Below are 22,551 nucleotides of genomic sequence, written 5' to 3'. Positions count from 1 at the left end.
AACTGTCGATTCATACAGTATAGGGGTTTTATACAGTAGGCGGAAGAGGTGACGTTGTAACCCTTTGTCACAAGTGCGCCATTACCGCGCCAGCCAACCGCCATCCACGGCTAGCGTATAGCCATGAATATAGTCAGAGGCGGGACTTGCGAGGAATACGACCGGGCCTTTCAGATCATTTGGCGTGCCCCAGCGCCCTACGGGAATACGATCGATAATCTCCTGATTGCGCTCGCTGTCTGCGCGCAGCTGCTGGGTATTATTGGTCGCCATATAGCCAGACGCGATAGCATTGACATTAATTCCTTTGGCCGCCCATTCATTGGCGAGCAGGCGAGTGATGCCCAGCACGCCGCTTTTTGATGCGGTATAGGAAGGAACGCGGATTCCGCCCTGAAAAGAGAGCATCGAGGCAATGTTAATAATTTTTCCGCCATTGCCCTGAGCCAGAAACTGGCGCGCCACGGCCTGTGACAGAAAGAAAACAGATTTGAGATTTAGATTCATCACGTCATCCCAATCCTTTTCACTGAAGTCCAGCGCATCCTGACGGCGTATGGTTCCCGCATTGTTGACCAGAATATCGACCCGGCCAAACGCCGACACCGATTGTGTCACGATGCTGGTGAGAGCATCTTGTTGGCTGAGGTCGGCCTGAATAGCCATAAAACGTCGACCGAGGGCGTTAATTTTCTCTGCGGTTTCATGTGGTATTTTACGATTCACGCCGACTACATCGCAGCCCGCTTCAGCCAGCGCCACTGCCATACCCTGCCCAAGGCCGGTGTCACATCCAGTGACGATGGCTACTTTACCTTCGAGACGAAAAGCTTCCTGAATCATGTTTACCTCACTATTTATGTCATTAACGCTTGCTCTATAGGGCAAGGATAGGAGAGGTTAAACAGAAACACAATTAAAAATGAAACGATGTTTTAAAAATAAAAAATCTGAGAGGGCGGGCAATACGATGATTGCCCGTTACAGGATTAGCCGCGCAGATGAACGGCAGTGAGTTCGGTGAGTGAGGTTAATTTGACATCGGCAAGAACGAAGCGAGGATCGTCCTGATTCTCATGCGCTGGTACGACGATGGAACGCATACGGGCGGCTTTTGAAGCAATCATGCCGTTTACCGAGTCTTCCAGCGCAACGCAGTTTAACGGGTCAATGCCCAGTTTCGCCGCACAATCGAGGTAAACCTGCGGGTGCGGTTTGCTGTAAGGCAGTTTTTCTGCAGAAGCCAGCGCATCGAAGCTGCTGCGCAGATCAAACATGGTCAGCACTTTTTCCAGCATATGCAGCGGCGAGGCGGATGCCAGTCCTACTTTGATTCCCTGAGATTTGCACAACCCCACGGCTTCACGCACACCCGGCAGCAGCGGTTTTTTTTCTTCCACTAACGCAATGGCCCGGGTGATGATGCGCTCGGTGACCTCCTGACGTGAGGGACCGTTCCACGGTTGCTGCGCAAACCACAAATCGACCACCATATCGATGCGTAAGCCAAGGGTGTCGGGAAGTTCATGGCGGCGGGAGATATCAACGCCTAAACTTGCTATCACATCCAGTTCGGCCTGATCCCAAAGCGGTTCAGAATCGACCAGTAATCCATCCATATCGAAAATTGCAGCAAGAATTTGACGCGGGGTTGACATCACAACCTCTCCTTTACGGTGATAAAAGGGATTAAGAGCCAGTCATAACAGGCTCTGAGCGTTCATTATGGCTAATTCAGCAGTATACCGCCTTTAAAGATCAGGCGAAAACGGTTATCAACGGGTAAACTTAGGCCAAAATGACACGTCTTTATCAAGGGGAACTCATGACGTATCAACAAGCTGGACGCATTGCCGTCTTGAAAAGGCTGGCGGGATGGGTAATTTTCATTCCCGCGCTGATTTCAACACTGGTTTCTGTACTGAAATTTATGTATGCGCACAGCGAAAAGCAGGAGGGAATTAACGCGGTCATGCTCGATTTTGCTCACGTGATGATCGATATGATGCGGGTTAATACACCTTTTCTTAATGTGTTTTGGTATAACTCGCCGACACCCGATTTTCAAAGTGGACTGAATCTCGTTTTTTGGCTGATATTCATCCTGATTTTTATCGGTCTGGCGTTGCAGGATTCAGGCGCCAGAATGAGCCGCCAGGCACGTTTCTTACGCGAAGGCGTTGAGGATCAACTGATTCTGGAACAGGCAAAAGGCAGTGAAGGATTATCCCGCGAGCAACTTGAATCGCGAATTGTAGTACCGCACCATACGATCTTCTTACAAATTTTCCCGCTTTATATTTTGCCGGTGATCGTTATCGTGATCGGCTACTTCTTCTTCTCATTGCTGGGCTTTTTGTAAGTGCCGCTCTATCGGGCCTGCCACGTTGCGAAACGGCAGGCCTGATAATCAACGCGGTACGTAGCTAAGCAGCGAGTAATCTATCCAGCGCTTTCTGCGCCACAACCAGATGCTGCCCTCCGAACAGAATTGCTCGATTCAGCAGCGTATAGAGCTGGTAGATTGGCTGCCTGTCGAGAAAGTCCAGCGGTAGTGGTGAGACAGACTGGTAACCGTCATAAATTTGCGGCGGCTGATCGGTATGCAACGGCAGCATTGCCAGGTCACACTCTCTGTCCCCCCAGTAGCAGGCAGGGTCAAAGATGTACGGACCGTTAGGACCGAGGGCGCAGTTCCCGGACCACAAATCACCGTGCAGGAGAGACGGCTGCGGCTGATGAGAAGAGAGACGTTGCTGGACATGTTCGACGATGGCATCAATATTGCCAAACGCAATGCCTTTTTCAGCGGCGAGTTCCAGTTGCCAGCCTATTCGCTGCTCGGCGAAAAAGGTTGACCAGCGACGTTGCCAGGTATTGGGCTGCGGCGTGGTAGAGAGCGCGTTATCGAAGTCGAGGCCAAACTGAGGCTGGTCGCTCCATTCGTGCAAATGCGCAAGCTGTTGACCGAGGATAAACGCGTTATGCGCATCAAGCGGACGGGGAGGGAGGAAATCCATCACCAGAAAGCTGTAATCTCTGTCTGCGCCTACTGCCCAGACTTTCGGTACAGATACAGTTTGACTGCGGGAAAGTAGCTCCAGCTGATCGGCTTCTGCCGTAAAGCCGGTTAACAGCTCTCTTTCATCGCATTTGACGAAAAAATCTCGCCCCGCATAGCGTAAATGCCATGCGGCGTGAATCTCTCCGCCGGGCAGTTCATTACGCAGTTCGATTTCGCCTTCACCTAATTGCTCGCTTAAAAGACGACTGATAGCCTGCCACATGATGTCTCTCCCCATGTTGTCTGCCAGATCATAAGGTTAGCGCAAGAATGCGGTTAAAAAACACGAACTGACGCACACCACGGACGCGTCATCGCTGGAAAGGCACTTAATGTTTGTCGCTCTTCTTCACCCCGTACCGTTGTGGAGACGTCTGACTGCACATGATTCACTTCTTTGTAATCACGTGATTTTTTATCATAGTCGCATAACATCCATGCTGACAGTTTTACGCGAGAATCCCTCTTTCTCTTCATAAGAGGGACGGTGTCATTACTGAGTGAGATACGAATAAATTTTTTGCGTGTCGTCCAAAGAGCACAGGCGCGTACCCTGATTGAGCGTTGCTGCGCTACCTGCGGCGACGCCGTAACGGACAATATCCTCAAAAGGTGCATTCTCAGCCAGTTTAAGCGTCATGGCCCCGACCATGCTGTCGCCCGCGCCTACGGTGCTTTGACTTTTCACCGGTGGCGGAACCACCTGAACGCAGGTTTCTCGATCTACGCCCAGCGCCCCTTGCGGCCCAAGCGAGACCACAACGCGGTGCGCTTTCCCACTATGTACGATTTCCTGCGCGGCCTTGCGCACATCATCGGGCTGTGTCAGTTCGCGGTTTACCAGCGCACTCAGTTCTTTGAGGTTGGGTTTGACCAGTTCGATATTGCCGATGGCTAACGCCGCCGTCAGTGCTTCGCCTGAACTGTCGACAATACAGCGGATCCCCTGTTTTTGTGCGGTGGTAATCAGTCGGGTCAACTTCTCAAGCTGTACGCCGGGCGGCAAACTACCGCTGATGACCAGCAATGCACCAGATTCAATTTCCAGCACCTGATCCTGAAGTTGGTAGAACTCGTCATCGGTCAGCGCAGCGCCAGGCATGACAAAACGATACTGTTCGCCGCTGGACTCAATGTGGACATGAAGATTTTGTCGGGTCCAGTCTTTGGCTTCGACGGTGGATACGGGAACATTTTCGTCGGCGAGCAATGCAACAAGATGCTCTCCGGTTGCACCCCCCGCGGGGAAAATCGCCGTTGCGGTTCCGCCAAGATGGGCAATTGCGCGAGCGACGTTGATGCCGCCGCCGCCGGGTTCAAAAACCGGCGAGGTACAACGAAGCTTACCTTCCGGGTAAATTTGTGGAGTGATTGTTGCGCTATCGAGAGAGGGCGCAAGTGTTAACGTATAGATACGTACCATCTTTACCTCCTGTTAGGCTGTCCTCAGTCTGGCACTTAACCTCCCGAAAGTGAAGTAATTAACAACATGATTTTTCATATCTTTATTTAAAATTATCGTCATAAAGTTATATAAATAAAATAAAGGTTTAGGAACGCTCTTATTCAAAAAATGAAATAAGAATTTATTGCTATGTTATTCGAGTCTTTTTATAATTTGTTACCTTTCAAGGGTCTTTTGTCATTGATCCATATGAAAGTTTCCGAGACCGTAATGGTCTCTTTTTTTGTTGTACGGACTCTTAATAAATGAAGCTTTTGAAGACAGTGCCCGCAGCATTACTGCTGACGGGGGGCCTGCTTGCGTCAATGCATGCTGCCGCCGATGATTCCGTTTTTACTGTCATGGATGACCCTTCCAGCGCGAAAAAACCCTTTGAAGGTAACCTGAACGCGGGATATCTCGCCCAGTCAGGCAACACAAAAAGTTCTTCTTTAACCGCAGACACCACCATGACCTGGTACGGTGAAACCACGGCGTGGTCTCTGTGGGGAAATGCCAGCAATACCTCCTCAAATGATGAGCGTTCATCAGAGAAATATGCCGTAGGTGGTCGTAGTCGTTACAACATGACTGACTATGACTATCTCTTTGGGCAGGCAAGCTGGTTGACCGACCGTTACAACGGCTATCGCGAGCGTGACGTGCTGACCGCCGGTTATGGTCGTCAGTTCCTTAACGGGCCAGTACATAGCTTCCGTTTTGAATTCGGTCCTGGCGTGCGCTATGACGAGCATACGGATGGCACCACCGAAACACAGCCGCTGGGCTATGCGTCCGGGGCCTATGCGTGGCAGATGACGGACAATACTAAATTTACGCAAGGCGTGTCGGTATTCGGTGCGGACGATACAACGCTCAACTCTGAAACGGCCTTGAACGTTGCCATCAACGAACACTTTGGGTTAAAGGTGGCTTACAACGTCACCTGGAACTCTGAACCACCGGCAACAGCGCCGGAACATACCGATCGTCGTACTACTGTTTCACTCGGCTACCGGATGTAATGACAAACCGGGTCAAATAATTGGCCCGGCTTTTATCTATTAAAGTTAAGGTTATTTAATAGATAATCTGTGTTTTATTTTTAGTACTTATCAATAACGCGCTATTTTTCAGACGAATTCGATTTAATTGATAAATAAACGAAACTGGAATAGCGGGTGAGCGTCATTTAACCCCAGATCATCGCTGCCCAACGTAGCATTAGCATTGCTGCACAAATAACGAGCAGGATCACAACCATCTTCCAGTGTTTCTTTGCAAAGCGATTTGTTGGCATTGTTCTTTTCCTGCTCAGATTAGATGACTTTCTGCAAGTGTAACAAAGACGTCAGGGTGTCAGTGAATTGATTTACATCATAGAGCGCGCGTTGATTGTTGCTTTGATCGGCTCGAAATGCCGTGTACACTGTGAAACGGTGTTATCAAAAAGCGGGTGTAGGTCCAGTGTAGCCATTGAAGCAATCAGTGACATATTTCGCAGAGTGAAGCGGGAATCAGCCCACACCTTTTTGATAATTTTAAATATTGAATCTTTGTATGTGATCTTACGTGTGGGTCACCACTGCAAATAAGGATATAACATGCCTGTTATTACTCTTCCTGATGGCAGCCAACGCCATTACGACCACGCTGTAAGCCCCATGGATGTTGCGCTGGACATCGGTCCTGGTCTGGCGAAAGCCACTATTGCTGGCCGTGTTGACGGTGAGCTGGTAGATGCTTCCGATCTGATTGAGCATGATGCGAAGCTCTCCATCATCACCGCGAAGGATGAAGAAGGTCTGGAGATCATTCGTCACTCCTGTGCGCACCTGTTAGGGCACGCGATCAAACAACTCTGGCCGCACACCAAAATGGCGATCGGACCGGTTGTTGATAACGGTTTTTACTACGATATCGATCTTGACCGTACGTTAACCCAGGAAGACGTCGACGCGCTCGAAAAGCGGATGCACGAGCTCGCTGAGAAAAACTACGATGTCATTAAGAAGAAAGTCAGCTGGTACGAAGCGCGTGAAACCTTCGTGAAGCGTGGCGAGACCTATAAAGTCTCTATTCTTGATGAAAACATCGCCCATGATGACAAGCCTGGCTTGTACCATCATGAAGAATATGTCGATATGTGCCGTGGCCCGCACGTGCCGAACATGCGTTTCTGCCATCATTTCAAACTGATGAAGACCGCTGGGGCATACTGGCGTGGCGACAGCAATAACAAGATGCTGCAGCGTATTTATGGTACTGCATGGGCAGATAAAAAAGCCCTGAATGCCTATCTGCAACGTCTGGAAGAAGCGGCCAAACGCGACCACCGTAAAATCGGCAAGCAGCTTGACCTGTATCATATGCAGGAAGAAGCACCGGGTATGGTGTTCTGGCACAACGATGGCTGGACTATCTTCCGTGAACTGGAAGTCTTTGTTCGCTCAAAACTGAAAGAATACCAGTATCAGGAAGTGAAAGGTCCGTTCATGATGGACCGCGTGCTGTGGGAAAAAACAGGTCACTGGGATAACTACAAAGATGCAATGTTCACCACCTCTTCTGAGAACCGTGAATACTGCATTAAGCCAATGAACTGCCCGGGTCACGTACAGATCTTTAATCAGGGTCTGAAATCCTATCGCGATCTGCCGCTGCGTATGGCTGAGTTTGGTAGCTGCCACCGTAATGAACCGTCAGGTGCGCTGCATGGCCTGATGCGTGTTCGTGGCTTCACTCAAGATGATGCGCATATCTTCTGTACTGAAGAGCAGATTCGTGATGAAGTTAACGCGTGCATTCGTATGGTCTACGATATGTACAGCACCTTTGGCTTCGAGAAAATCGTCGTCAAACTGTCCACTCGCCCCGAAAAACGTATCGGTAGCGATGAAATGTGGGACCGTGCTGAAGCTGACCTGGCCGTTGCGCTGGAAGAAAACAACATCCCGTTTGAGTTCCAACTGGGTGAGGGCGCGTTCTACGGTCCGAAAATTGAATTTACCCTGTATGACTGCCTCGATCGTGCATGGCAGTGCGGTACTGTACAGCTGGACTTCTCCCTGCCGTCCCGTTTAAGCGCCTCTTACGTTGGCGAAAACAACGAACGTCAGGTGCCGGTTATGATTCACCGTGCAATTCTTGGGTCGATGGAACGTTTCATCGGTATCCTGACCGAAGAGTTCGCTGGCTTCTTCCCGACCTGGCTTGCGCCGGTTCAGGTTGTGGTCATGAACATCACCGATTCTCAGTCTGAATACGTTAACGAATTAACGCAGAAACTACAAAATGCGGGTATTCGTGTAAAAGCAGACTTGAGAAATGAGAAGATTGGCTTTAAAATCCGCGAGCACACTTTACGTCGTGTCCCTTACATGTTGGTCTGTGGCGACAAAGAGGTAGAAGCAGGCAAAGTTGCCGTGCGCACCCGTCGTGGCAAAGACTTGGGCAGCCTGGACGTAAATGAAGTGATTGAGAAGCTGCAACAAGAGATTCGCAGCCGCAGTCTTCAACAACTGGAGGAATAAGGTATTAAAGGCGGAAAACGAGTTCAAACGGCACGTCCGAATCGTATCAATGGCGAGATTCGCGCCCTGGAAGTTCGCTTAACAGGTCTGGAAGGCGAAGCTTTGGGTATTGTGAGTCTGAGAGAAGCGATCGAAAAAGCTGAAGAAGCTGGAGTAGATTTAGTTGAAATCAGCCCTAACGCCGAACCGCCAGTTTGTCGTATTATGGACTACGGCAAGTTCCTTTATGAAAAGAGTAAGTCTTCTAAGGAACAGAAGAAAAAGCAAAAAGTTATCCAGGTTAAGGAAATTAAATTCCGTCCTGGCACCGACGATGGCGATTACCAGGTAAAACTCCGCAGCCTGGTACGCTTTCTGGAAGATGGCGATAAGGCTAAGATCACACTGCGTTTTCGCGGTCGTGAGATGGCCCACCAACAGATCGGTATGGAAGTGCTCAACCGTGTCCGTGACGATCTGAGTGAACTGGCAGTAGTCGAATCCTTCCCTACGAAGATCGAAGGCCGCCAGATGATCATGGTGCTCGCTCCTAAGAAGAAACAGTAAGGCCTTCAAGTAGCAATGTCTGTGGAGCCTACGGGTTCCACAGCCGTTGTTCGCCTACGTTTCGTTTATTAACAATGCGAAGTGGAAGTTATTAAAATGCCAAAAATTAAGACCGTACGCGGTGCTGCTAAGCGTTTCAAAAAAACCGGTGGTGGTGGATTTAAGCGTAAGCACGCAAACCTGCGTCATATTCTGACCAAAAAATCTACTAAGCGTAAACGTCACCTGCGTCCAAAAGGCCTCGTGTCTAAAGGCGATCTGGGTCTGGTTATCGCGTGCCTGCCGTACGCATAAGTCGTTAACGTTTAATTCATTTTTTTACTAAGAATATAGATACAGGAGAGCACATATGGCTCGCGTAAAACGTGGTGTAGTTGCCCGTGCACGTCACAAGAAAATTTTGAAACAAGCTAAAGGCTACTACGGTGCGCGTTCTCGCGTATACCGCGTTGCCTTCCAGGCTGTTATCAAAGCTGGTCAGTACGCTTATCGTGACCGTCGTCAGAAAAAGCGTCAGTTCCGTCAACTGTGGATTGCGCGTATCAACGCAGCAGCACGTCAGAACGGTATTTCTTACAGCAAATTCATCAACGGCCTGAAAAAAGCCTCTGTTGAAATCGACCGTAAGATCCTGGCTGACATCGCAGTATTCGACAAAGTAGCGTTCACCGCTCTGGTCGAAAAAGCGAAAGCAGCTCTGGCATAAGCCGGTGAAAAGAGGGAGCCTGGCTCCCTCTCTTTTATTTGCAGTACAATCAATTAGTTGACAATTTATCCGTAAGCCTTTTCAATAAAGGTTGTCCGGTTTTTACCACACAAGGTAACGCAAGCATGAATGCTGCTATTTTCCGCTTCTTCTTTTACTTTAGCACCTGAAATCAGGAGGCTTGTGCGTGAAAGAAGAAACGGAAAACAGCGCCTAAAAGCCTCCCTGGTGGAGGCTTTTTTTATACGCGTCATCCTTCAAGTTGTCTCTGTATTGGCTGCATTCGCTCTTTTGCTGCGTTGATACAACTTGAATGATTTTGCGTATATATGAGCGACTAGTGAATATCGCAACATAACGAGGAAAACCATGTCACATCTCGCAGAGCTGGTTGCCAGTGCAACGGCCGCCATTAACCAGGCTTCAGATGTTGCCGCGTTAGACAATGTCCGCGTCGAATATTTGGGCAAGAAAGGGCACCTGACCCTTCAGATGACAACCCTGCGCGAACTGCCGCCAGAAGAGCGCCCGGCAGCAGGTGCGGTGATAAACGAAGCCAAAGAGCAGGTGCAGCAAGCGCTGAACGCGCGTAAGGCCGAATTAGAAAGTGCTGCCCTGAATGCCCGTCTGGCAGAAGAAACTATCGATATCTCCCTGCCAGGGCGTCGTATCGAAAACGGCGGTCTGCATCCTGTAACGCGTACAATTGACAGGATTGAAAGTTTCTTTGGTGAGCTGGGCTTTACCGTGGCGACTGGTCCGGAAATCGAAGATGACTATCATAACTTCGATGCGCTGAACATTCCTGGCCATCATCCGGCGCGCGCTGACCACGACACTTTCTGGTTTGACGCGACGCGTTTGCTGCGTACGCAGACTTCCGGCGTGCAGATCCGCACCATGAAGGAAAAACAGCCGCCGATCCGTATTATCGCCCCGGGTCGTGTATATCGTAACGATTACGATCAGACTCACACCCCGATGTTCCATCAGATGGAAGGGCTGATTGTTGATACCAACATCAACTTCACCAACCTGAAAGGCACGCTGCACGATTTCCTGCGCAACTTCTTTGAAGAAGACCTGCAGGTTCGTTTCCGTCCTTCCTACTTCCCGTTCACTGAACCTTCTGCGGAAGTAGACGTGATGGGCAAAAACGGTAAGTGGCTGGAAGTGCTGGGTTGCGGGATGGTTCACCCGAACGTGCTGCGTAATGTTGGCATCGATCCGGAAATCTACTCGGGCTTTGCATTTGGTATGGGGATGGAGCGTCTGACCATGCTGCGTTACGGTGTTACCGATCTGCGTTCTTTCTTCGAAAACGATCTGCGTTTCCTCAAACAGTTTAAATAAAGGCAGGATAAAACAATGAAATTCAGTGAACTGTGGTTACGCGAATGGGTAAACCCGGCGATTGACAGTGATGCTCTGTCAAACCAAATCACGATGGCGGGTCTGGAAGTTGACGGTGTGGAACCTGTTTCCGGCGCGTTCAACGGCGTTGTGGTGGGTGAAGTGGTTGAATGTGGCCAGCACCCGAACGCTGACAAACTGCGTGTCACCAAAGTGAATGTAGGCGGCGACCGTCTGCTGGATATCGTCTGCGGTGCGCCAAACTGCCGTCAGGGGTTGAAAGTGGCTGTGGCAACCGTTGGTGCCGTTCTGCCGGGCGATTTCAAAATCAAAGCCGCGAAACTGCGCGGTGAGCCGTCTGAAGGTATGCTGTGCTCATTCTCTGAGCTGGGGATTTCCGACGATCATAACGGTATTATCGAACTGCCGGCCGATGCGCCAATTGGCACCGATATCCGTGAATACCTTAAGCTTGACGACAACACTATCGAAATCAGCGTCACGCCGAACCGCGCCGACTGCTTAGGCATTATCGGTGTCGCACGTGATGTTGCTGTGCTGAACAAAGCTCCGCTGGTTGAGCCGGAAATCGCGCCTGTAGCGGCAACCATTAGCGACGTCCTGCCGATTCAGGTTGAAGCCGTGGAAGCCTGTCCACGCTATCTGGGCCGCGTGGTTAAAGGCATCAATGTTAAAGCGCCGACCCCGCTGTGGATGAAAGAAAAACTGCGTCGTTGCGGTATTCGTTCAATCGATGCCGTGGTTGACGTGACTAACTATGTGCTGCTCGAACTGGGCCAGCCGATGCACGCATTCGACAAAGACCGCATTGAAGGCGGAATTGTTGTCCGTATGGCAAAAGAGGGTGAGACCCTGGTATTGCTGGATGGCAGCGAAGCGAAGCTGAATGCGGATACGCTGGTGATTGCGGACCATAACAAAGCGCTGGCGATGGGCGGCATCTTTGGTGGCGAACATTCCGGCGTGAATGATGAAACGCAAAACGTCCTGCTGGAATGTGCATTCTTCAGCCCGCTGTCTATTACCGGTCGCGCACGTCGTCACGGTCTGCACACCGATGCTTCTCACCGCTATGAGCGTGGTGTCGATCCGGCTCTGCAACATAAGGCCATGGAACGTGCAACGCGCCTGCTGATCGATATCTGCGGCGGCGAAGCGGGTCCAGTCATTGACGTGACGAACGAAGACACGCTGCCAAAACGCGCAACCATTACGCTTCGTCGTAGCAAACTGGATCGTCTGATCGGACACCATATTGCGGATGAGCAGGTGAGCGACATTCTGCGTCGTCTGGGTTGTGACGTGACGGAAGGGCAGGATGAGTGGAAAGCGGTCGCGCCGAGCTGGCGTTTCGATATGGAAATTGAAGAAGACCTGGTCGAAGAAGTCGCCCGCGTATACGGTTATGACAATATCCCGAACACGCCGATTCAGGCGGGTCTTATCATGGGTACGCATCGTGAAGCGGATTTGTCGCTGAAACGTGTAAAAACCATGCTGAATGACAAAGGCTACCAGGAAGTAATTACCTACAGCTTCGTCGATCCGAAAGTCCAGTCGCTGCTGCACCCGGGTGAAGAAGCACTGCTGTTGCCAAGCCCAATCTCTATTGATATGTCGGCTATGCGTTTGTCCCTGTGGACCGGCTTGCTGTCTACGGTAGTGTATAACCAGAACCGTCAGCAGAACCGCGTACGTATTTTTGAAACGGGTTTACGTTTCGTACCGGATACACAGGCCAATCTCGGGATCCGTCAGGATCTGATGCTGGCGGGCGTGATCTGCGGTAACCGTCATGATGAACACTGGAATCTGGCAAAAGAGACCGTTGATTTCTATGATCTGAAAGGCGATCTGGAAGCGGTTCTCGACCTGACCGGCAAACTGGCAGACATTCAGTTCAAAGCTGAAGCGAATCCAGCACTGCATCCGGGTCAGTCTGCGGCGATTTATCTGAAAGGTGAACGTATTGGTTTCATTGGGGTTGTTCATCCTGAACTGGAACGTAAACTGGATCTGAACGGTCGCACTCTGGTGTTTGAACTGGAGTGGAATAAGCTCGCAGACCGCGTGGTGCCTCAGGCGCGTGAAGTTTCTCGCTTCCCGGCGAACCGTCGCGACATCGCGGTTGTTGTGGCCGAAAACGTTCCCGCTGCGGATATTTTATCCGAGTGTAAGAAAGTTGGCGTAAATCAGGTAGTTGGCGTAAACTTATTTGACGTGTACCGCGGTAAGGGTGTTGCGGAGGGTTATAAGAGCCTCGCTATCAGCCTGATCCTTCAGGATACCAGCCGTACACTTGAAGAAGAGGAGATTGCCGCTACCGTCGCCAAATGTGTAGAGGCATTAAAAGAGCGATTCCAGGCATCATTGAGGGATTGAACCTATGGCGCTTACAAAAGCTGAAATGTCAGAATATCTGTTTGATAAGCTTGGGCTTAGCAAGCGGGATGCCAAAGAACTGGTCGAGCTGTTTTTCGAAGAGATCCGTCGTGCTCTGGAAAATGGTGAGCAGGTAAAACTCTCTGGTTTTGGTAACTTCGATCTGCGTGATAAGAATCAACGTCCGGGCCGTAACCCGAAAACGGGCGAAGATATTCCCATTACAGCACGGCGCGTGGTGACCTTCAGACCCGGACAGAAGTTAAAAAGCCGGGTCGAAAACGCAACGCCCAAAGAAGAGTGATTTAACGATCCGTTAAGTCACTTGCTCTGCCATCAAAGCGGCAGCGCAAACCATGATATATAACTAAAAAGGCCGCTCTGCGGCCTTTTTCCTTTTCACTACCGAATCAGCACCGTAGAATCACCTTCATCTCTTTTCAGCAGAATGGAAAACATGCTGACTTTCGCCCATCAACAGCAGCGTCGAAATGTGCGCTGGATACTGTCACTGTCAGTACTTATGCTACTGGCAACGATTCTAAGCTTGTGCGCAGGAGAACAATGGATCGCTCCCGGCGACTGGTTCAGCGCCCGCGGCGATCTGTTCGTCTGGCAAATCCGACTTCCCCGTACCCTTGCCGTTTTGCTGGTAGGCGCTGCGTTGGCCTTATCAGGCGCAGTGATGCAAGCTCTCTTTGAAAATCCGCTCGCCGAGCCGGGATTATTAGGCGTGTCTAACGGTGCGGGAGTCGGGCTCATCGCGGCGGTGCTGCTGGGGCAGGGGCAACTTCCCGGCTGGGCATTGGGCCTTTGCGCCATTGCCGGGGCGCTGATTATCACGCTCATACTGCTACGTTTCGCCCGCCGCCATTTGTCTACCAGCCGTCTGCTGCTGGCAGGGGTGGCGCTGGGGATTATCTGTAGCGCGCTGATGACATGGGCCATCTACTTCTCCACCTCATTTGACTTACGACAGCTGATGTACTGGATGATGGGGGGCTTCGGTGGCGTAGACTGGCATCAGGCCTGGCTCATGATAGCGTTGATTCCGGTACTGGTGTGGATCTGCTGTCAGTCGCAGCCGATGAATATGCTGGCATTAGGAGAGACGTCTGCTCGTCAGCTGGGGCTGCCCCTATGGTTCTGGCGCAACCTGCTGGTGGTCGCCACGGGCTGGATGGTCGGCGTGAGCGTGGCTCTGGCAGGGGCGATTGGTTTTATTGGGCTTGTGATCCCGCATATTTTGCGACTGTGCGGCCTCACCGATCACCGTGTTTTATTGCCAGGTTGTGCGTTGGCTGGCGCAATCGCATTACTGTTTGCTGATGTTGTCGCGCGTCTGGTGCTGGCCTCGGCTGAGTTACCTATCGGCGTGGTGACGGCCACCATGGGCGCACCGGTATTTATCTGGCTATTGTTAAAAGCCGCGCGCTAGAACGCGTTGGTTCGGTCTATGATTAAAAACTGAAAATCCACCTGTTGTTCTGGAGATGCTATGCAAAACACTATCCTCGATACAGAAGTGACGACCATCGACGGCGAGGTTACCTCACTGCAGCCGTATTCCGGAAATGTGCTGTTAATCGTCAACGTTGCTTCAAAATGTGGACTGACGCCGCAGTACGAGCAACTGGAGAATCTGCAGAAAACCTGGCACCAACAGGGCTTCAGCGTTCTTGGTTTCCCTTGCAATCAGTTTCTGGGCCAGGAGCCGGGCAGCGAAGAGGAAATAAAAACGTACTGCAGTACCACCTGGGGCGTAACTTTCCCGATGTTCAGCAAAATTGACGTCAACGGCGAGGGACGCCATCCGCTGTATCAGAAGCTGATTGATGCCGCGCCAACGGCCGTTGCACCTGCGGACAGTGGGTTCTATGAGCGAATGGCGAGCAAAGGTCGTGCGCCGCTCTACCCGGACGATATTCTGTGGAATTTCGAGAAGTTTTTAGTGGGGCGCGATGGAAAAGTGCTGCAACGATTCTCACCGGATATGACGCCTGAGGATCCCATTCTGGTGCAAACCATCAAGCAGGCGCTGGCAAACTAATGTCTCGATTGATGCAGCTACAGGACGTCGCGGAATCGACCCGTCTTGGCCCGCTTTCTGGTGAGATAAAAGCAGGAGAGATCCTGCATTTAGTGGGACCAAACGGTGCCGGAAAAAGTACGCTGTTGGCGCGTATGGCGGGTCTGACGAGCGGAGAGGGCAGCATCACTTTTGGTGATATGCCGTTGGAGGAATGGCCGGCTGCCAGGCTGGCGCAATATCGTGCCTATCTTGCGCAACAGCAAAATCCCCCGTTTGCGATGCCGGTCTGGCATTTTCTGACGCTGCATCAACCCGACAAAGCACGTACCGATCTGTTACAGGAGGTCGCCGATGCGCTCGGCCTGGGAGATAAACTGGGGCGCGGCGTGAACCAACTCTCCGGCGGTGAGTGGCAGCGTGTGCGCCTGGCTGCGGTTATCCTGCAGATTTGCCCACAAGCGAATCCATTAGGTCAGCTTTTACTCCTGGATGAGCCGATGAACAGTCTGGACGTCGCGCAACAAAACGCACTGGATCGATTGTTGAGTCAGCTGTGTTTGCAGGGCATAGCGATTGTGATGAGCAGTCACGACCTTAATCACACCTTACGCCATGCGCATAAAGCCTGGCTACTCAAACGCGGGAAACTGCTTGCCAGTGGTTCTCGAGATGCGGTACTGACGCCGGCTAATCTGTCTGCGGCCTATGGCGTCAACTTCCGACGTTTGGATATTGAAGGGCACAGAATGCTCATATCAACCACTTAAGTTAAATGGGTTCTTGAAAATCATATAATTTCCACGCTAAATTGGTATAAAAATAAAATTCAGAGGATTCGTACTGAATGCGCTTTTGGCTCCTTTTAATCACAGCATTGTTTTTGGCGGGCTGCAGCAGCCATCGTGCGCCTGCGCCAAATGCCCGCTTGTCGGATTCAATCGCCGTTATCGCCGGTCTTAATGATCAGCTACAAACCTGGCATGGCACACCCTATCGTTATGGTGGTATGAGTCGTAGCGGGGTGGATTGTTCTGGATTTGTTTTGATGACGATGCGCGATAAATTCGATCTGCAACTCCCACGCGATACGCGTACGCAATCAAAGATTGGTACCGAAATTGATAAAGACGATTTGCTGCCCGGCGATCTGGTTTTCTTTAAAACCGGGTCTGGGGAAAGCGGTCTGCATGTCGGTATTTACGATACCAATAATCAATTTATTCATGCTTCAACCAGCCGTGGAGTGATGCGCTCGTCTCTGGATAACGTTTACTGGCGTAAAAACTTTTGGCAGGCGCGACGTATTTAATCCCCACAACTCCGAGGCTGCCATCGAGTGGCAGCCTCGACATCACCGTTTGAAAGTTAACTTTTATTTCTGCTTTGGGTTAGACAATACCCATGAACATTAAGAGCGTATCTTGCTAAAAATATGATTTATTCCGAGATATTAAAAAGTGCAAAGCTGGATATTCGCTTATAATCAGGATAAGCTAAAAAAAAGGATTCGATTTACCGGCTAAAAAGGGAAAAATGAAAGGGCCTCTACTTGCATCAGCAGTAACGTATTTCTTCATCCTTTGCTACAGGATGCCGGATAACACCCATGCAGCGGGGCTGGCACGATGATTGTTTCACTGGATAATCTTTACCATTCTGAGTTCTCTTTTCTTCCTGCGAGAAGCGAAAAAGGCGATCTTGAATTCGTCGACATCATCACCAATTTCGCCAGTGCACATGGGGATGTGCGTATACCCACCGAGCTGGTCCTACCTCGGATGTCAGACGACGAACAATGTCGTTTATTTGTAGAAAAACTAGAATTAATCGAAACGTGCCAACATTTTTTTATTCAGCGAAAAGTATTTGCCTGGATTAATTTAACGCCAGCAATTGCTAATACTTTATTATCAGATACTGAACTTGCTTCACAAGTTGAACGATTTTCATTTCTGGAGCTGACTATTAATGAAAGCTATCCGGAGTTAAACAAAGGCAAAGATAATCCAACATTGGCCGCACTTGCTGCGCGATTTCCATTAGTCCTGACAAACTATGGTGCTGGCGGTATATCAACCCGGGCAATTTTTGACGGCCTGTTCAAACGCGTCGTTCTGGATAAAAACTTTGTTCAACAAAGGATTGCACATATTTCGTTTGAACCGTTTATGCGGGCTATTCTGGCGCAACTATCTCCCAGTTGTGAGTCAATAATCATTAGCGGAATTGATACACAAGAGATGCTGGAGCGCGTTTTGCCTGTGGGGTTCAGTGCCATGCAGGGAGGATTGTGGCCTGCAGTGCCTCCTGCGCAGATAATTTCGCTTGCTAAGATATAACCCTTTTATTTGCTGGTGTTTAACAAGCTATTAACAGTCTACACTAGAGGCAGGAGGCCCTATGACCCTGTCTTTTACCACTCGCTGGCGTGATGAACTACCAGCAACTTATACCGCGCTTTCACCCACCCCTTTGAAAAATGCGCGCCTTATCTGGCATAACGATGCGCTGGCGGAGCAATTAGCTATTCCTGCGGCGCTATTTGATATTCCAACTGGTGCGGGCGTTTGGGGAGGCGAATCGCTGCTTCCCGGAATGTCGCCTTTAGCCCAGGTTTATAGTGGGCATCAGTTCGGCGTCTGGGCTGGTCAGCTTGGCGACGGACGTGGGATCCTGCTGGGCGAACAACAGCTTGCGGATGGTTCAACGTTTGACTGGCACCTGAAAGGCGCCGGACTCACGCCGTATTCCCGCATGGGTGATGGGCGCGCCGTGCTGCGCTCGACCATTCGCGAAAGCCTGGCCAGTGAAGCGATGCACTACCTGGGAATACCGACCACGCGGGCATTGTCGATTGTCACCAGCGACACGCCGGTGTATCGCGAAACGGTCGAAGCGGGGGCGATGCTTATCCGCGTGACGCAAAGCCATATGCGGTTTGGCCATTTTGAGCATTTTTACTATCGCCGGGAGCCGGAAAAAGTGCGCCAGTTGGCTGACTTTGCGATTCGCCATTACTGGCCGCAATGGCAGGAAGACGCCGATAAATATCAGCTGTGGTTTAACGATGTTGTCACGCGTACTGCGACGTTAATCGCTGACTGGCAGGCGGTAGGATTTGCGCATGGTGTTATGAACACGGACAACATGTCGATTCTGGGTCTGACGATGGATTACGGTCCATTCGGTTTTCTTGATGATTACGTGCCCGATTATATCTGCAACCACTCTGACAACCAGGGGCGATACAGTTTCGATAATCAACCGGCCGCCGCGTTGTGGAACCTGCAACGTCTGGCGCAAACCCTGTCGCCGTTTATCCCGGTCGAGGCGCTCAATGATGCGCTGGACAGTTACCAACTGGCGCTGTTAACTCGCTACGGTCAGCGGATGCGGCAAAAGCTCGGCTTCTTTAGCGAGCAGAAAGACGATAACGAACTGCTTAGCGAGCTGTTTAGTCTGATGTCGCGGGAAAGAAGCGACTATACGCGAACGTTTCGCATGCTCAGCCAAACGGAACAACACAGTGCGCAATCTCCGTTGCGCGATGAGTTTATCGACCGCGCAGCGTTTGACGACTGGTTCACGCGGTATCGCTCACGCCTTCAGCAAGACAATATTGCCGATGCTGCCAGACAAACACAGATGAAGGCGGCTAACCCGGCGATGGTATTACGTAACTGGCTGGCGCAACGGGCGATTAGTCAGGCAGAGCAGGGGGATTACGCCGAGCTGCATCGGTTGCACCAGGCGTTGCGTACCCCGTTTGCCGATCGTGATGATGACTATGTCAGCCGTCCACCTGACTGGGGAAAACGGCTGGAAGTGAGTTGTTCAAGCTAAGGGGCCAGAAATACCTGCGGGGAGGCGTTGGCCGGATGCTGGCCAACGTGTACCTGAGCACCGTACCAGCGCTTCAGGTCATCGGCCTGTAACACAGTTTCCGGTGTTCCCTGCGATACCAGCCTGCCGTTGTGCAGCAGCACTATTCTGTCTGCCCACAGTGCGGCGAGGTTCAGATCGTGAAGCACAATGCACACATGCAGCTCTCCCGAAGAGGTAAGCGTTTTTAGCATGCGCAACAGATGCTGCTGGTGGTAAAGATCCAGCGCGGAGGTCGGTTCATCAAGGAATAACCAACCGCGAGGAGTACCGTCGCACCATAGTTGTGCCAGCGCACGGGCCAACTGTACTCGCTGTTGCTCACCGCCGGAAAGCGCGGCGTATTGCCGACCCGCCAACGGTGTGCATCCGGTCATTTCCATCACCTGAGCGATAAGCCGGGGCTCCTGCTGTTGGGTCCACGGCGCGCGGCCCATCGCGATGACGGCCTCTACCGGCCAGTCGAATCCCAACAGTGTTTGCTGGCGCATCACTGCCCGATGCCGCGACAGGGTCTGGGTAGACCATTCATGCAGCGGTTTGTCTGCCAGCACGCAGCGCCCGGTTGCTGGTTTGAGAAAACCGGTCAGCAGGCGCAGCAGGGTGGATTTCCCCGCACCGTTTGGGCCGATGAGTGCAACCAGTTCACCTTTTGTAAGGGCGAGCGATACGTCGTCAATCACCGCTCTGCCAGCTACGTGATAGTGAAGCCCTTCAGCGATGAAATGTTCAGCCATGCGCTCCTCGCTGACGAAAAATAAGCCATAAAAACCACGGTGCACCGAGAAGACTGGTCAACAGACCGACCGGCATCTCCGCAGGCGCAACCGCCGTACGAGCCAGGGTGTCGGCAATCAGCAATAAAAACGCGCCCGCCAGCACGGAGCCCGGAATAACGGCCCGATGGTCTGAGCCGAGCCACATACGTATTAAATGTGGGATTACCAACCCGATAAAGCCAATCACCCCGCTTACCGCCACGGCTGAGGCAACCAGTAATGCGCTACAAAGCAGCAAAATACGCTGGATTGTACGTACATCAACGCCGAGATAATGCGCCTCTTCCTCACCCAGTTGCAGAAGATTCAGCGCCGGAGCAAGTCGCCAGATGATCAGCACTGTCGGGATTGTCAGTGAAGTGACAGCCAACAGCGTGGACCACTGTGCGGCCCCCAGACTTCCCATTCCCCATAGCGACAGCTGGCGCAGTTGCGCATCATTACTGACCCACGACAGTACGCCAACCGCCGCCCCGCAGAGCGCGTTGATGGCAATGCCGACCAGCAGCAGGCGGGAGAGCGAACCGTCGCGCTGTTGGCTGAGGATAAAAATCACTACGGTTGCCGCCAGCGCGCCGAAAAAAGCGGCCAGCATTGGAGCATACAACATCATCAGCACGGGCAAAGAGACAGGCAGCACCACCCACAGGGCCACAGCGCAGGCAGCGCCGCTGCTTATTCCCAGTAATCCAGGGTCTGCAAGCGGATTGCGAAACAGCCCCTGCATCACGCAGCCAGCGAGCGCCAGAGAGCCGCCAATCACCAGTGCCAGCAGGACGCGGGGAAGACGAATCGTGAGCCAGATTTGACGCAGTGCCTCATCGCCATCACGCCAGAGCAGACTTACTGGCAGGCGCAACGCGCCAAAACCGGTAGCCAGAACCGTCATTGCAATCAGCATCAATGCCAACATCCACAACGAACAGGTGATCCGCCGGGACATCAGGGCAATTGCTCCGCTTTAGCACGAAGCTGCAAAATAGCCTGTGGCGTGCGAACGCTGAAGCCCAACAGCGCCATATCGTCAACCTGCAATACCTGTTTATTCCTTCCGGCAGGTGTTTGCGCAAGTCCCGGTAGCGCCCACAGGTTATCTTCGCCACCCATCGCCTTAACGCCGTCCTGCGAAATCACCACCAGATCGGGCTGGCTGGCAATGACGCCTTCTTGTGACAGCGGCTGATAGCGATTAACGCCCTGCATCGCGTTGCGTAGACCTGCGGCACGAATCGCCGCATCGGCTCCGGTTTGCTGGCCCGCCGCCATCGCGGTCATCCCGCCATGATTGAGAATAAACAGCACACGTTTATTAAGTTCAGACGACGGGAGCGTCGCCAGTTCCTGACGTAACGTTGCGCGCAGCGTTTCGCCGTCGGCCTCCCGATGAGTAGCCTCAGCGATAACCCGAACTTTTTCATCAATCGCGTTAAGATCGTTGCTTGCTGGGATCGTGACAACCCTGACGTTGCTCTGCTCAAGCTGTTTTAGCGCTAAAGAGGGCTGTGCCTGCGCGCTGGCAAGGACCAGCGTAGGGCGGGTAGCCAGGATCCCTTCGGCGTTGAGCTGGCGCAAATAACCAACATCAGGTAACGCGGTTGCCGCAACAGGCCACTGGCTGGTGCTGTCTCTCGCTACAAGGGAGGGTTGTGCTCCCAGTGCGTAGACAATCTCGGTGACATCGCCACCGAGCGCAACAACCCGTTCCTCGGGCGCAGCCAGCGCCGCGAAGGGCAGCAGCGCGATCAGGGCCAGCAGTTTTTTCATGCGGCCAGTCCTTTCGGCGTCAGTGCGTCAATCTGTGCGCGCCATTGCGTCTGCTCCGGCTCGCCTTCCGTACGTTGACCATACAGCTGGGCGATTTGCGTGCCGTCGGCAGCAAACAGCTCCAGACTGGTGACGTGACCATCGGCGGTCGGTTTACGCGTCACCCACGTTTCTGCCACGCTCTCTTCCAGTAGATGCAGGGTAAAGGTTGGGTTGAAGATGTTCAGCCAGCCTTTCATCGGTACCAGTTTTTCAATCACGCCGGTAAATATCTGTACACAGCCGCGATTACCCACAAAAACCATAATTTCGTTGCCATCCTGACGCGCGGTGTCGAGTAATTGCGCCAGTGCGCTATTAGAAACCTTACAGGCCAGATCGTCGCCAACCAGATTAAACGCCTGTTGACGGGTGAGATCGTGGCGTTTCAGCAGACCGAAGAACTGATGGACATCGGTCATGGCTCGCCACTCTTGATCAACAGTCTGTGCGTCGACAGTGACGGCGGCAGGCACAGAATTGTTGACGGGTTGCAGCACCAGCGGCGGGTTTTCTGCAAAGATGAAACGGGTCAGCAATGCCGCCCATTCCTCAACGAGGGTATTTTGTGTGGTATAGACCTTCAGCAGTGCGTCTCCCTGATGGTCAAAGAATTGAATGCTCTGACGCTCGCCGTGGGCGGTGGTCTCACTGATATGAAAAGCGCTTGCCCACTGATTTAAGAACAGACGCAGGTCGAGTGCACGCGGATTAAGAACCAGCCCGGCATGGCCGTTCAGGTGCTGATTGGTAAAAGCGCCAACCTGTTCATGCACCGCATATTCGTTGCGGCAAATGCATTTGGTTTCACCAACCGCTTCCAGTGCGCCGAGGATTTCGCGGACTTCGCCACGTAAGCGCCAGGCGTCATGGCCGACGCGCGCAAAGGTCAGTTCGGCTTCGCTAATATTCATCAATCCTGCAATGTCACGTGCGTATTTTCCGGGATTTTCTTTCTTCAGTTCCAGCCAGCGTGTGTAATGATTCATTGTCTCTTCCTTCCAGA

At 51.9% G+C, this 22,551-nt stretch carries 25 protein-coding genes and 1 other annotated feature; of the genes, 16 read left to right on the top strand and 9 right to left on the bottom strand.

Annotated features, from left to right (window positions below; genetic code table 11):
* Nucleotides 1–81 precede the first annotated feature (81 nt).
* Both kduD and hxpB read right to left on the bottom strand, forming a co-directional pair.
* A complete protein-coding gene (kduD, locus tag OGV85_RS08945; protein ID WP_061548475.1) occupies nt 82–843 on the bottom strand; it encodes a 2-dehydro-3-deoxy-D-gluconate 5-dehydrogenase KduD in 762 nt (253 codons plus the stop codon).
* A 146-nt stretch (nt 844–989) separates the two neighbouring features.
* Nucleotides 990–1,658: a hexitol phosphatase HxpB gene (gene hxpB, locus OGV85_RS08940; RefSeq protein WP_061548474.1), complete on the bottom strand. Its 669-nt coding sequence runs from the start codon at nt 1,656–1,658 to the stop codon at nt 990–992.
* A gap of 167 nt (nt 1,659–1,825) precedes the next feature.
* On the opposite strand from hxpB, the gene OGV85_RS08935 reads away from it, so the two are divergent.
* A complete protein-coding gene (locus tag OGV85_RS08935; RefSeq protein WP_003030600.1) occupies nt 1,826–2,362 on the top strand; it encodes a YniB family protein in 537 nt (178 codons plus the stop codon).
* A 64-nt stretch (nt 2,363–2,426) separates the two neighbouring features.
* Here the strand turns inward: OGV85_RS08935 and OGV85_RS08930 are convergent, their stop codons facing one another.
* Together OGV85_RS08930 and pfkB are read right to left on the bottom strand one after the other, a co-directional pair.
* A complete protein-coding gene (locus OGV85_RS08930; protein ID WP_003030598.1) occupies nt 2,427–3,287 on the bottom strand; it encodes a fructosamine kinase family protein in 861 nt (286 codons plus the stop codon).
* A gap of 270 nt (nt 3,288–3,557) precedes the next feature.
* Nucleotides 3,558–4,487: a 6-phosphofructokinase II gene (gene pfkB, locus OGV85_RS08925; protein WP_003030596.1), complete on the bottom strand. Its 930-nt coding sequence runs from the start codon at nt 4,485–4,487 to the stop codon at nt 3,558–3,560.
* Between the two features lie 287 nt (nt 4,488–4,774).
* Between pfkB and OGV85_RS08920 the strand changes: the two genes are divergently transcribed.
* On the top strand, nt 4,775–5,533 hold the full coding sequence (locus OGV85_RS08920; protein ID WP_003030592.1) for a DUF481 domain-containing protein: 759 nt from the start codon (nt 4,775–4,777) through the stop codon (nt 5,531–5,533).
* A gap of 167 nt (nt 5,534–5,700) precedes the next feature.
* On the opposite strand, the gene yniD is transcribed toward OGV85_RS08920, so the two are convergent.
* A complete protein-coding gene (gene yniD, locus OGV85_RS08915; protein ID WP_003030590.1) occupies nt 5,701–5,808 on the bottom strand; it encodes a small membrane protein YniD in 108 nt (35 codons plus the stop codon).
* Nucleotides 5,809–6,112: 304 nt separating this feature from the next.
* Here yniD and thrS point away from each other — a divergent pair, with 304 nt between their 5' ends.
* From thrS to selO, 14 genes are all read left to right on the top strand, one after another.
* The gene (thrS, locus tag OGV85_RS08910) at nt 6,113–8,041 is read left to right on the top strand and encodes a threonine--tRNA ligase (RefSeq protein WP_003832572.1); all 1,929 of its coding nucleotides are present in this window, start codon (nt 6,113–6,115) and stop codon (nt 8,039–8,041) included.
* A gap of 3 nt (nt 8,042–8,044) precedes the next feature.
* Nucleotides 8,045–8,587, top strand: a complete 543-nt coding sequence (infC, locus tag OGV85_RS08905) for a translation initiation factor IF-3 (protein ID WP_048997935.1) — start codon at nt 8,045–8,047, stop codon at nt 8,585–8,587.
* Nucleotides 8,588–8,683: 96 nt separating this feature from the next.
* Nucleotides 8,684–8,881, top strand: coding sequence for a 50S ribosomal protein L35 (gene rpmI, locus OGV85_RS08900; RefSeq protein ID WP_003030583.1), 198 nt, complete (start codon nt 8,684–8,686; stop codon nt 8,879–8,881).
* A 55-nt stretch (nt 8,882–8,936) separates the two neighbouring features.
* Nucleotides 8,937–9,293 carry a 50S ribosomal protein L20 gene (gene rplT / locus OGV85_RS08895; protein WP_003030578.1) on the top strand — a complete coding sequence of 119 codons (357 nt, stop codon included), beginning with the start codon at nt 8,937–8,939 and terminating at the stop codon, nt 9,291–9,293.
* A gap of 120 nt (nt 9,294–9,413) precedes the next feature.
* Nucleotides 9,414–9,538: a sequence feature (Phe leader region), on the top strand.
* Nucleotides 9,419–9,463, top strand: coding sequence for a pheST operon leader peptide PheM (gene pheM, locus OGV85_RS08890; RefSeq protein WP_001386830.1), 45 nt, complete (start codon nt 9,419–9,421; stop codon nt 9,461–9,463). (Overlaps the previous feature by 45 nt.)
* Before the next feature lie 124 nt (nt 9,539–9,662).
* Nucleotides 9,663–10,646 carry a phenylalanine--tRNA ligase subunit alpha gene (gene pheS, locus OGV85_RS08885; RefSeq protein WP_003832580.1) on the top strand — a complete coding sequence of 328 codons (984 nt, stop codon included), beginning with the start codon at nt 9,663–9,665 and terminating at the stop codon, nt 10,644–10,646.
* Nucleotides 10,647–10,661: 15 nt separating this feature from the next.
* Entirely contained in the window at nt 10,662–13,049 is a 2,388-nt protein-coding gene (gene pheT, locus OGV85_RS08880) for a phenylalanine--tRNA ligase subunit beta (protein ID WP_003030574.1), read from the top strand.
* Nucleotides 13,050–13,053: 4 nt separating this feature from the next.
* Nucleotides 13,054–13,353, top strand: coding sequence for an integration host factor subunit alpha (gene ihfA, locus OGV85_RS08875; RefSeq protein ID WP_003030571.1), 300 nt, complete (start codon nt 13,054–13,056; stop codon nt 13,351–13,353).
* Between the two features lie 153 nt (nt 13,354–13,506).
* The gene (gene btuC, locus OGV85_RS08870; RefSeq protein ID WP_049003453.1) at nt 13,507–14,487 is read left to right on the top strand and encodes a vitamin B12 ABC transporter permease BtuC; all 981 of its coding nucleotides are present in this window, start codon (nt 13,507–13,509) and stop codon (nt 14,485–14,487) included.
* A 60-nt stretch (nt 14,488–14,547) separates the two neighbouring features.
* Nucleotides 14,548–15,099 carry a glutathione peroxidase gene (locus tag OGV85_RS08865; RefSeq protein WP_003030569.1) on the top strand — a complete coding sequence of 184 codons (552 nt, stop codon included), beginning with the start codon at nt 14,548–14,550 and terminating at the stop codon, nt 15,097–15,099.
* Entirely contained in the window at nt 15,099–15,848 is a 750-nt protein-coding gene (gene btuD / locus OGV85_RS08860; RefSeq protein ID WP_057064685.1) for a vitamin B12 ABC transporter ATP-binding protein BtuD, read from the top strand. The genes OGV85_RS08865 and btuD overlap by 1 nt, the downstream gene beginning before the upstream one ends.
* A 77-nt stretch (nt 15,849–15,925) precedes the next feature.
* Nucleotides 15,926–16,390, top strand: coding sequence for an NlpC/P60 family protein (locus OGV85_RS08855; protein WP_003836644.1), 465 nt, complete (start codon nt 15,926–15,928; stop codon nt 16,388–16,390).
* A 316-nt stretch (nt 16,391–16,706) separates the two neighbouring features.
* On the top strand, nt 16,707–17,420 hold the full coding sequence (locus OGV85_RS08850; protein ID WP_003836643.1) for an EAL domain-containing protein: 714 nt from the start codon (nt 16,707–16,709) through the stop codon (nt 17,418–17,420).
* 61 nt (nt 17,421–17,481) lie between these two features.
* Nucleotides 17,482–18,924 carry a protein adenylyltransferase SelO gene (gene selO, locus OGV85_RS08845; RefSeq protein ID WP_061548472.1) on the top strand — a complete coding sequence of 481 codons (1,443 nt, stop codon included), beginning with the start codon at nt 17,482–17,484 and terminating at the stop codon, nt 18,922–18,924.
* Here selO and OGV85_RS08840 read toward each other — a convergent pair.
* The 4 genes from OGV85_RS08840 to chuS are packed head-to-tail and all read right to left on the bottom strand — an operon-like array spanning nt 18,921 to nt 22,534.
* Entirely contained in the window at nt 18,921–19,700 is a 780-nt protein-coding gene (locus OGV85_RS08840) for a heme ABC transporter ATP-binding protein (protein ID WP_181522532.1), read from the bottom strand. The two genes, selO and OGV85_RS08840, sit on opposite strands and share 4 nt — an antisense overlap.
* On the bottom strand, nt 19,693–20,685 hold the full coding sequence (locus OGV85_RS08835) for a FecCD family ABC transporter permease (protein WP_061548470.1): 993 nt from the start codon (nt 20,683–20,685) through the stop codon (nt 19,693–19,695). The genes OGV85_RS08840 and OGV85_RS08835 overlap by 8 nt, the downstream gene beginning before the upstream one ends.
* Complete coding sequence (locus tag OGV85_RS08830; RefSeq protein WP_003843463.1) at nt 20,685–21,506, bottom strand: heme/hemin ABC transporter substrate-binding protein; 822 nt, start codon at nt 21,504–21,506, stop codon at nt 20,685–20,687. The genes OGV85_RS08835 and OGV85_RS08830 overlap by 1 nt, the downstream gene beginning before the upstream one ends.
* Nucleotides 21,503–22,534: a hematinate-forming heme oxygenase ChuS gene (chuS, locus tag OGV85_RS08825; RefSeq protein ID WP_048233606.1), complete on the bottom strand. Its 1,032-nt coding sequence runs from the start codon at nt 22,532–22,534 to the stop codon at nt 21,503–21,505. The genes OGV85_RS08830 and chuS overlap by 4 nt, the downstream gene beginning before the upstream one ends.
* Between the last annotated feature and the right edge of the window lie 17 nt (nt 22,535–22,551).

The organism is Citrobacter sp. Cf132 (assembly GCF_030333885.1).
In the GTDB taxonomy this organism is placed as follows: Bacteria; Pseudomonadota; Gammaproteobacteria; order Enterobacterales; family Enterobacteriaceae; genus Citrobacter; species Citrobacter freundii.
This window is presented reverse-complemented; position numbering and strand designations above follow the sequence as displayed.

Coding starts and splice junctions, on each gene's coding strand:
- kduD (WP_061548475.1), bottom strand. CDS start 843: ATGATTCAGGAAGCTTTTCGTCTCGAAGGTAAAGTAGCCATCGTCACT.
- hxpB (WP_061548474.1), bottom strand. CDS start 1,658: ATGTCAACCCCGCGTCAAATTCTTGCTGCAATTTTCGATATGGATGGA.
- OGV85_RS08935 (WP_003030600.1), top strand. CDS start 1,826: ATGACGTATCAACAAGCTGGACGCATTGCCGTCTTGAAAAGGCTGGCG.
- OGV85_RS08930 (WP_003030598.1), bottom strand. CDS start 3,287: ATGTGGCAGGCTATCAGTCGTCTTTTAAGCGAGCAATTAGGTGAAGGC.
- pfkB (WP_003030596.1), bottom strand. CDS start 4,487: ATGGTACGTATCTATACGTTAACACTTGCGCCCTCTCTCGATAGCGCA.
- OGV85_RS08920 (WP_003030592.1), top strand. CDS start 4,775: ATGAAGCTTTTGAAGACAGTGCCCGCAGCATTACTGCTGACGGGGGGC.
- yniD (WP_003030590.1), bottom strand. CDS start 5,808: ATGCCAACAAATCGCTTTGCAAAGAAACACTGGAAGATGGTTGTGATC.
- thrS (WP_003832572.1), top strand. CDS start 6,113: ATGCCTGTTATTACTCTTCCTGATGGCAGCCAACGCCATTACGACCAC.
- rpmI (WP_003030583.1), top strand. CDS start 8,684: ATGCCAAAAATTAAGACCGTACGCGGTGCTGCTAAGCGTTTCAAAAAA.
- rplT (WP_003030578.1), top strand. CDS start 8,937: ATGGCTCGCGTAAAACGTGGTGTAGTTGCCCGTGCACGTCACAAGAAA.
- pheS (WP_003832580.1), top strand. CDS start 9,663: ATGTCACATCTCGCAGAGCTGGTTGCCAGTGCAACGGCCGCCATTAAC.
- pheT (WP_003030574.1), top strand. CDS start 10,662: ATGAAATTCAGTGAACTGTGGTTACGCGAATGGGTAAACCCGGCGATT.
- ihfA (WP_003030571.1), top strand. CDS start 13,054: ATGGCGCTTACAAAAGCTGAAATGTCAGAATATCTGTTTGATAAGCTT.
- btuC (WP_049003453.1), top strand. CDS start 13,507: ATGCTGACTTTCGCCCATCAACAGCAGCGTCGAAATGTGCGCTGGATA.
- OGV85_RS08865 (WP_003030569.1), top strand. CDS start 14,548: ATGCAAAACACTATCCTCGATACAGAAGTGACGACCATCGACGGCGAG.
- btuD (WP_057064685.1), top strand. CDS start 15,099: ATGTCTCGATTGATGCAGCTACAGGACGTCGCGGAATCGACCCGTCTT.
- OGV85_RS08855 (WP_003836644.1), top strand. CDS start 15,926: ATGCGCTTTTGGCTCCTTTTAATCACAGCATTGTTTTTGGCGGGCTGC.
- OGV85_RS08850 (WP_003836643.1), top strand. CDS start 16,707: ATGATTGTTTCACTGGATAATCTTTACCATTCTGAGTTCTCTTTTCTT.
- selO (WP_061548472.1), top strand. CDS start 17,482: ATGACCCTGTCTTTTACCACTCGCTGGCGTGATGAACTACCAGCAACT.
- OGV85_RS08840 (WP_181522532.1), bottom strand. CDS start 19,700: ATGGCTGAACATTTCATCGCTGAAGGGCTTCACTATCACGTAGCTGGC.
- OGV85_RS08835 (WP_061548470.1), bottom strand. CDS start 20,685: ATGTCCCGGCGGATCACCTGTTCGTTGTGGATGTTGGCATTGATGCTG.
- OGV85_RS08830 (WP_003843463.1), bottom strand. CDS start 21,506: ATGAAAAAACTGCTGGCCCTGATCGCGCTGCTGCCCTTCGCGGCGCTG.
- chuS (WP_048233606.1), bottom strand. CDS start 22,534: ATGAATCATTACACACGCTGGCTGGAACTGAAGAAAGAAAATCCCGGA.